The organism is Achromobacter sp., assembly GCF_036567245.1.
Taxonomy (GTDB): Bacteria; Pseudomonadota; Gammaproteobacteria; order Burkholderiales; family Burkholderiaceae_B; genus Achromobacter.
Window position 1 is genome coordinate 1 of record NZ_DATCUY010000547.1, and the last position, 8571, is coordinate 8571.

6 protein-coding genes and 1 pseudogene are annotated in these 8571 nt (G+C 67.1%); 3 read left to right on the plus strand and 4 right to left on the minus strand.

From position 1 onward, the window contains the following. Together earP and VIR09_RS23070 are read right to left on the minus strand one after the other, a co-directional pair. A partial coding sequence (earP, locus tag VIR09_RS23065) for an elongation factor P maturation arginine rhamnosyltransferase EarP (protein WP_332014959.1) occupies nucleotides 1-1012 on the minus strand: 1012 nt, incomplete at its 3' end. Nucleotides 1013-1018: 6 nt separating this feature from the next. Continuing rightward, entirely contained in the window at nucleotides 1019-2221 is a 1203-nt protein-coding gene (locus VIR09_RS23070; RefSeq protein ID WP_332014960.1) for a DUF2863 family protein, read from the minus strand. Between the two features lie 209 nt (nucleotides 2222-2430). Between VIR09_RS23070 and VIR09_RS23075 the strand changes: the two genes are divergently transcribed. Continuing rightward, nucleotides 2431-3207 (plus strand): class III extradiol ring-cleavage dioxygenase, encoded by a 777-nt coding sequence (locus tag VIR09_RS23075; RefSeq protein WP_332014961.1) that lies wholly within the window; start codon nucleotides 2431-2433, stop codon nucleotides 3205-3207. An 88-nt stretch (nucleotides 3208-3295) separates the two neighbouring features. Here VIR09_RS23075 and acnA read toward each other — a convergent pair whose 3' ends face one another. Both acnA and VIR09_RS23085 read right to left on the minus strand, forming a co-directional pair. Further along, nucleotides 3296-6001, minus strand: coding sequence for an aconitate hydratase AcnA (gene acnA / locus VIR09_RS23080; protein ID WP_332014962.1), 2706 nt, complete (start codon nucleotides 5999-6001; stop codon nucleotides 3296-3298). A gap of 290 nt (nucleotides 6002-6291) precedes the next feature. Beyond that, nucleotides 6292-7210: pseudogene (locus VIR09_RS23085) on the minus strand (LysR family transcriptional regulator). A 148-nt stretch (nucleotides 7211-7358) separates the two neighbouring features. On the opposite strand from VIR09_RS23085, the gene VIR09_RS23090 reads away from it, so the two are divergent. Both VIR09_RS23090 and VIR09_RS23095 read left to right on the plus strand, forming a co-directional pair. Then, nucleotides 7359-8246, plus strand: coding sequence for an SDR family oxidoreductase (locus tag VIR09_RS23090; protein WP_332014964.1), 888 nt, complete (start codon nucleotides 7359-7361; stop codon nucleotides 8244-8246). After that, the coding region (locus VIR09_RS23095) for an AMP-binding protein (protein WP_332014963.1) at nucleotides 8243-8571 on the plus strand (329 nt) is incomplete at its 3' end. The genes VIR09_RS23090 and VIR09_RS23095, both read left to right, overlap by 4 nt.

The window sequence follows — 8571 nt, forward strand, 5'->3', positions numbered from 1 at the left end:
ACTCCCCCCAGGCGGCCGGCGCCAGGGCGGCCGACAGCGCCGCAGAGGTTGCGCCGGTTTCCGGCTGGTTCCAGGCCCTGATCAGCGCCTGGGCGGTTTCCGGGGCCGGATAGCGCGCCAGCCAGGCGTCCAGCTTTTCCAGATGGACGTTTTCGCCCTGGGGATAGATCTGCCAGACCAGCGGGCGCGCCGCCCAGGCGGCGCGGACGAATGAGTCCTCGCCCCGCACGAAATTCAGGTCGCAGCACCACAGCAGCCGGTCGAAATCCGGCTGCGCGACGAATGGCAGCCGGGCGATCAGCGGGGCGCCCGGCGCCGCGCATGCGGCTTCCAGGCCGGGAGCCACACCCTCGGGCGCCAGCAGCACGCTGGGGCGAGGGTCGGCGGACAGCGTCTCGGCCAGCGCCGCCACGGGCGCCGTCGGGTAGCAAAACAGGGACACGGTGCGGGCGCCGTCGCGGCGGCGCAACAGCAGGTCTTCTGCCACCCCGAGCGAACTCAGGAAGGCCTCCTGGTCCTGCGGAGATGCCTGCAAGGCGTCCCGCTCGGCCGACAGGCCGGGCTCGCGCAGCAGCCCGCCGGTGGCGGCGGTGAAACCGGGAAAGTAGAAGTGCTTGACCAGCCCGTCCGGCCGTTGCGATGGCAGTCCGTGGCAGCTTTCCACCCAGGCCTCGGCGCTCAGGTACTCCAGGTTGATCCAGGCCGGATGCACGCGCCGCATGCTGTCCAGGAACCCCTCGGGAGGATCGCAGGCGAAGGCCTCGATCACCACGTCGCGGGCGCTGAGCGACGGATCCGGCGTATCGGACCAGTGCACGATGTCGATGCCGGCCAGTTGCTGGCGCGGCAGGTCGGCAACGATGCCCGGCTGGATGCGGGCGAAGCTGGCCAGATCGTCGACCCACAGGCGCACATCCCAGCCGCGGCCGTGCGCCAGCCGGCGGGCCAGCCGCCAGCAGACGCCGATGTCGCCGTAGTTATCGACGACCCGGCAGAAGATGTCCGCTTGCATTGCCGCCTAGTGGAACTTGGCTGGGGAGGCTTCCGCGTCCTCGGGCAGTTCGGCGTGCACCAGTTCGCCCAGCGGATTCGGGAAGTAGGGTGCGCCGCAGTCTTCGCAGTACTCGGGCGGCAGCACGCCGGGAATGCGGCGTACTTCGGTGACACCGTATTCCTTCAGCAGCGCCGCGATCTCGTCCACCACGTCGGGCTGGCCTTCATCGGGGGGCAGGTCTTCCTCGCGGCCATACAGGGGCCAGACGCAGCCGTAATAGACATCGTTGCTGCTGCGCGCCGTGAAGCCGATGCGGTATTCGTCGATGCGGCTTTCGCCGCAGCCGGCCACCACCGCCCGCAATTGGGAGGCTTCGAGGCTGACCGCGCCTTCCAGCCAACTGACCGCCGCGCGCAGCGACAGCGGCCGCACCCGGCGGTCGGCCTCGCGGTTGCTGACGTAGTAGGCGTCGGGCAGCAGGGCTTCGAAACCGCAGCCGGGCAGCAGATTGGCCAGGGTGGGCTGGGCCTGCGCCGCCCATTGTTCCTGGCAGGCGTCGCGGCTGGCCTCGGCCTCGCCCAGCTGTTCCTGCCAGCGGAAGATCGGCTCGCCTTCGGGCACCGCGACGGCCGCCACGATGTAGCGCGTGTCGGCCAGCATGTTGGCCGTCTCGGTCTCGGTGTTCAGGGCGGGCTTGGCGGTTTCGGCTCCAAGGGCCTGGGTGCCCAGGCGTTGCAGCCATTGCCAGGTTTCAGAGAAGGTGCGCGGCATCTGGTCCACGCTCACCAGCATGGGCATCAGCGTGCTGCGGGCCTTGCTCGACAGGATATGGCCGTGCAACTGCGCAAGCAGCGCCTGCTGCGCGCTGGCCGAAATCGGACCGGTCGGGATGGCGTAGCGGGTCCAGGCGACGATGGGCGCCACGACCAGCAAAACGTCGTGGCGGACGCCATTTTTCTCGATCTTCATCGATTCGGACAGGGTTTCGGCCTGTTCGATCAGGATCTCGTAGGCGCCTACGTCGCTCTGGGCGAGGTGGTCCAGGGCCGCTTCCAGGGGGGCGTCCTGCCCCGCCTTCAGCAGCTTCGGAATCGCTTCGCCAAGCAGGTTCTCCCAGAACACGTCTTCGAGGCGGCTGCCCGAGCGGTTGAGCGCCTGGGCAAGCGTGACCAGTTTGGCGGCGTCACGGGTGAGGCGGGGAGCGGATTGGCTGCGGGATCGGGCCATAACTTCGGGGAGCGTCCAGTAAGTGTGCAACTGCGTAGTTTAACGCCCGGCGCGCACTGCGGCGCGACGGCCCTGCCAGGGCTCGCAGCGCTTGGGCCATAAGCTTATTGATGCTTGAATAGCAATAGATAATGTCAATTAAGGTGGTTTATTGCTGAGATGAAACGGCGGAAAATGGTTCCATCGACTCAATATCAGGAGGCATTGCCATGCGCTGGCCTACGCTTTTCGTTTCCCATGGATCCCCCATGCTCGCCGTCGAGCCCGGCTTGACCGGCCCCGCGCTGGCCGCCTGGAGCGCGGCGCAAGGCCGCAAGCCCAAGGGCATCCTGGTGGTGTCGCCGCACTGGATGGGCGAGGGCCTGGCGCTGTCCACCCGCGACCGCCAGGTGGCCTGGCACGATTTCGGCGGTTTTCCGCAAGAACTCTATGCGCTGCAGTACGCGGCTCCCGGTTCGCCTGAGCTGGCGGCGCGGGTGCAGGCCGTGTTGGCCGAGGCGGGCATCGCTGCCGACCTGGATCCGCGCCGTCCGCTGGATCATGGCGCCTGGGTGCCGTTGCGCTACCTCTATCCGGAAGCGGACGTGCCGGTGGTGCAACTGTCCCTGGACATGGGCCGCGACGCGGCCGGGCAACTGGAACTGGGCCGTGCGCTGGCGCGGTTGCGGGACGAGGACATCCTGGTCATCGGCTCGGGTTCGCTCACGCACAACCTGCGCCACGTGCGCATGCCGCAGGACGCGCCTGCGCTGCCCTACGTGCCGGCGTTCCAGCAGTGGTATGCGGACAAGCTCGCCGGCCGCGACCTGCCCGCGCTGCTGGATTGGGAGGCGCAGGCACCGGGCGCGGCGCAGGCTCATCCGCACGATGACCACCTGATGCCGCTGTACGTGGCGCTGGGCGCGGGCGGGATTGGCTTTCAACGCCTGAACGACGAGATTTCCTACGGCGCGCTGGCGATGGACGCCTACGAGTTCGCGGACTGATCGGGGCGCGGCCGCCGCGCCGCGCAGGCGCAATGAAAATGCCCCGGCAACCTCGCGGTTGCCGGGGCATTGCTTTGCGCCCGAGGGATCAGGCTGCCAGCAGCTGGCGCAGCACGAAGGGCAGGATGCCGCCGTGCTGGTAGTAGTCCACCTCGATCGGGGTGTCGATGCGCAGCAGCACCGTGACATCCTGCTTCGAACCGTCCTTGCGGGTGATCGTCAGCGTCACGTCCTGCATCGGCTTGATGCCGTTTTCCAGGCCGGAGATGTCATAGGTTTCTTCGCCGGTGATGCCCAGCGACTGCACGCTGTCCGCGCCCTTGAACTGCAGGGGCAGCACGCCCATGCCGACCAGGTTGCTGCGGTGGATGCGCTCGAAGCTGCGGGTGATCACGGCCTTCACGCCCAGCAGCTGGGTGCCCTTGGCCGCCCAGTCGCGCGACGAGCCGGTGCCGTACTCTTCGCCGCCGAACACCACGGTGGGCGTGCCGGCGCCGACGTACTTCATGGCGGCGTCATAGATGGACATCTGTTCGCCGGTGGGCTGGAACAGGGTGTCGCCGCCTTCGAAGCGGCTGCCGTCCGGCAGCGCCGGGATCATGAGGTTCTTGATGCGCACGTTGGCGAAGGTGCCGCGCATCATGATTTCGTGGTTGCCGCGGCGCGAACCGTAGCTGTTGAAGTCGGCCTTCATGACGCCGTTTTCCTTCAGCCACTTGCCCGCGGGCGAGGTTTCCTTGATGGAGCCGGCTGGCGAGATGTGGTCGGTGGTGACCGAGTCGCCGAACACGCCCAGCGCGCGGGCGCCCTTGACTGCCGGCATCGCGCCTGGCGTCATGCCGAAGCCCTCGAAGAAGGGCGGCTCGGCGATGTAGGTGGAATCAGGCCAGTTGTAGGTGTCGCCGGTGACGCCCTTGATGTTCTCCCAGAGCTTGCCGGGGTTGCTCTTGACCTGGCCGTAGTTGGCCTCGAACGCCTTGGGATCCAGGGCGTACTTCAGCAGCGACTCGACTTCCTCGGTGGTCGGCCAGATGTCGCCCAGCCACACGTCGCCGTTCTTGCCGCGGCCCACGGGCTCGGTCATCAGGTCGCGCGTGACCGTGCCGGCCAGGGCGTAGGCCACGACCAGCGGGGGCGAGGCCAGGAAGTTGGCCTTGATGTTCGGGTGGATGCGGGCCTCGAAGTTGCGGTTGCCCGAGAGCACGGCCGAGCAGATCAGGTCGTTGCCGGTGATGGCTTCGTTCAGGTCCGGGGTCAGGTCGCCGGCGTTGCCGATGCAGGTGGTGCAGCCGTAGGCGGCCACGTCGAAGCCGAGCTTTTCCAGGTAGGGCAGGAGGCCCGTCTTGGTCAGGTATTCGGTGACCACGCGGGAGCCAGGGGCCAGCGAGGTCTTGATGTGCTTGGGCACGGTCATGCCGGCTTCCACGGCCTTCTTGGCCAGCAGGCCGGCCGCCAGCAGCACGCTGGGGTTGGACGTGTTGGTGCAGGACGTGATGGCGGCGATCAGGATGTCGCCGTTCTTGACCTTGGTGCCGGCGCTGGTGGTGAAAGTCTGCTCCAGCTTTTCGGCCGGCTGGTTGAAGCCGTTCTCGGCGACCGGCTTGGAGTACAGGTCGATGAAGGTGTTCTTGACGTTGCCGATCTCGATGCGGTCCTGCGGACGCTTCGGGCCCGCCAGCGACGGCGCGACGGTGGACAGGTCCAGCGTCAGCAGCTTGGTGAAATTGATGTCCTTCGCCTTGGGCACTCCGAACATCTTCTGGGCCTTGAAATAGGCTTCGAAGGCGGCGATTTCGGCTTCCGTGCGGCCGGTGCCGCGGAAGTAGTCGATGGTGCGTTCGTCGACCGGGAAGAAGCCCATGGTGGCGCCGTACTCCGGCGCCATGTTGCCGATGGTGGCGCGTTCGGCCACGGACAGGCTGGCGGTGCCTTCGCCGCAGAATTCAACGAACTTGCCCACCACCTTCTCGCGGCGCAGCATCTCAGTGATGGTCAGCACCAGGTCGGTGGCGGTGACGCCGCCGCGCAGCTTGCCCTTCAGTTCCACGCCGACCACGTCGGGGGTCAGGAAGTACACGGGCTGGCCCAGCATGCCGGCCTCGGCTTCGATGCCGCCCACGCCCCAGCCCACCACGCCGATGCCGTTGATCATGGTGGTGTGGCTGTCGGTGCCCACCAGGGAGTCGGGGTAGTAGACGTTGTTCTGCTTGTCCAGGTGCACGCCGCGCGCCAGGTACTCCAGGTTGACCTGGTGGACGATGCCGAAGCCCGGAGGCACGACGCCGAAGGTGTCGAACGCCTGCATGCCCCACTTCATGAACTGGTAGCGTTCCTGGTTGCGCTTGAACTCCAGCTTCATGTTCAGGTCCAGCGCATTCTTGGTGCCGAAGTAGTCGATCATGACCGAGTGGTCCACCACCAGGTCCACCGGCACCAGAGGTTCGATGCTCTTGGGGCTCTTGCCCATCTTGTCGGCCACCGAACGCATGGCGGCGATGTCGGCCAGCAGCGGCACGCCGGTGAAGTCCTGCAACACCACGCGGGCCACCACGAACGGAATTTCGTCTTCACGGCGGGCGTTGGCTTGCCAGTTGGCCAGCTGCTTGACGTGCTCTTCGGTCACCTTCTTGCCGTCGCAATTGCGCAGCACGGATTCCAGCACGATGCGGATCGAAACCGGGAGCCGCTGCACGTCGATGCCGAGGGACTTGCCCAGCGCCGGCAGCGAATAGTACTGACAGGATTTATTGCCGATCTTGAAATTCTTGAGGGTGTCTAGGGTGTTGTGCGGCATGATGGACTCCGTGGTTTTGCCCGGTTGAAGCCGGCATTTTCTGGCGTTTTTGGGCATTTGTCATTCTATGTGAGACTGGCGCGTGCGCGGCTGCATGTCTTATATCTTATATAAGACTTGGTCGGACCGTCAAAGTTCCCCTACTGCAATCAGGGGCGGCGCGGCTTTCGGCCTCACCCGATACTCTGGCCGAGGCGCGCGCGAGCCGCAAGCCTCTTTTATCAAGAAAGTCCTACGCGGATGTTGCGGCGCGCCGCGGCAAGCCGGGAACGGTCGCGCCCGCCTGGCCGCTATGCCAGGAAATTGCGCAGCAGCGCGGTCAGTTCCGTGCGCAGGAAATCGACGACCGCGCGCTGCGCGGTCGAGGGGTAGGGATTAGGCGTGGTCAGGATGAACAGCTTGTCGCCCGGCCCCATGGCCTGGTAGGCGGGGAGCACGGGTGTCAGGCGTCCTGCGGCGATGTCCGCATACACCACATAGGCGGGCAGCAGCGCCACGCCCGCGCCAGCGCGCGCGGCCTGGGCCAGGAACGGGAAATACTCCGACTGCAGCCGTGGCGCGAGCTTGGCTTCGTGCAACTGGTCCTTGCGACGCAGGCGCAGCGTGACCTGGGGCCTGGCGTCGGGCGGGCCCAGGAAGTGCAGGCGCGCAAGGTCGCGCGGATGGGCCGGCGCGCCGAACTGTTCCAGATAGGAGGGTGCCGCGCACAGCACCCATTTGACGTCGCCCAGTGCGCGCGCCACGTAATCCTGCGGCGGGGTGGTCATCACCCGCAGCGCCACGTCTATTTCCGAGGAAATCAGGTCGCTCACCCGGTTGGAGAACAGCACGCGCAGGGTCAGCGACGGATGGCGCAGGGCGAAGTCCACCAGCAGCGGGCGCAATTGGTCCAGCTCCCCCAGCCCGGTGGGAATGCTGAGCCGGACGTGTCCCGCCGGTTCCGAGCCCAGCTTTTGCAGGGCGTGGCGGGCGGATTCGACCTCGCGCGCCATGCTCATACAGCACCGAGCCTTGCTGCGTCAGTTCCAGCCTGCGGGTGCTGCGCCGGATGAGCTGGGCGCCAAAGGCGCGTTCCAGCTTCTGCAGGTTGCGGCTGACGTGCGAACGGGTCACGCCGTGGCGCACGGCCGCCTCGCTCAGCGTGCCGGCGTCGACGATAGTGACGAACAGCTGTATCAGGTTGAGGTCCAGCGCGGGCAGGGCGGGCATGCGCGGTCTTATTGTTGACTGTGAGGAAACATAGTTTACGCAAACTGCGGAATTGTCGCGGCGTGGCGCTGATTGATATTCTGGCCTTCACCAAACAGGAGATCAGGCCATGCCTCAAAACCAGCCCGGCGGGACCCTCCCGCAAACCATGTTCCGCGCCGACCTGTTCCACGGCCAGCGCATCCTCGTCACGGGCGGCGGCACCGGCCTGGGCTACGCCATGGCCGAGCGGCTGGCGGCGCTGGGCGCGTCGCTGCACCTGTGGGGGCGCCGCGAGGCCGTGCTGGAGCAGGCCGCCGCCAGCCTGCGCGAACGCTATGGCGCGGAGGTCCACGTTCAGGCAGTGGATATCCGCGACGCCGAGGCGGTGGACGCCGCCGTCGAAGCCATCTGGACCGGGCATGGCGCGCTGACCGGCCTGGTCAACAACGCCGCGGGCAACTTCATCAGCCCCACCGAGAAGCTCTCGCCGCGCGGTTTCAACGCCATCGCGGACACGGTGTTCCGCGGCACCTTCTACACCACGCAGGCCGTGGGCAAGCGCTGGATTGCGCAAGGCACGGGCGGGGCCGTGCTGTCCATTGTGGTGACCTGGGTCTGGACGGGTTCGCCCTTCGTGGTTCCCTCGGCCATGTCCAAGGCCGGCATAGACGCCATGACCAAGTCGCTGGCGATCGAATGGGGCCGCCACGGCATTCGCCTGAACGCCATCGCGCCGGGCGTGATCCCCACCGAAGGCGCCAGCGCGCGCCTGCGGCCCAAGGACCAGGGCGCCGACACCCAGGCGCAGCAGAACCCGATGCGGCGCCTGGGCACCGGGCATGACATGGGCGAGCTCGCCGCCTTCCTGCTGAGCCCCGGCTACGACTGGATCAACGGCCAGACCATCGCGCTGGATGGCGGCGACTATCTCGCCAACGGCGCCTACTTCAAGCAGTACGCCGAATGGAGCGACGCGGACTGGGCCGCCGCGCGCCAGGCCATCGAAGCGCGCACCGCGCAGGACAAGGCCCAGCGCAGCACGGGGGCCGCATGACGGACAGCACCATCCATGCGGGCGGCGAGCGACTGTCAGGCGCGGCGCTGGCGGCGCGCGGTGAACAGGTCGCCGCCGGCCTGGCGGCGATGGGCGTGCGGGAAGGCGATGTGATCGCCGTGTTGCTGCGCAACGGCCTGCCTTATCTGGAGATCATCCAGGCCTGCAAGCGGCTGGGCTGCTACTACTGCCCGATCAACTGGCACTTCACTGGCGCCGAAGTGGCGTTCCTGATTGAAGACAGCGGCGCCCGTGTGCTGATTGCCGATGCCGACCTGTGGCTGCCGCTGCGCGCAGCGCTGCCCGCCGGCCTGCCTGTGCTGCT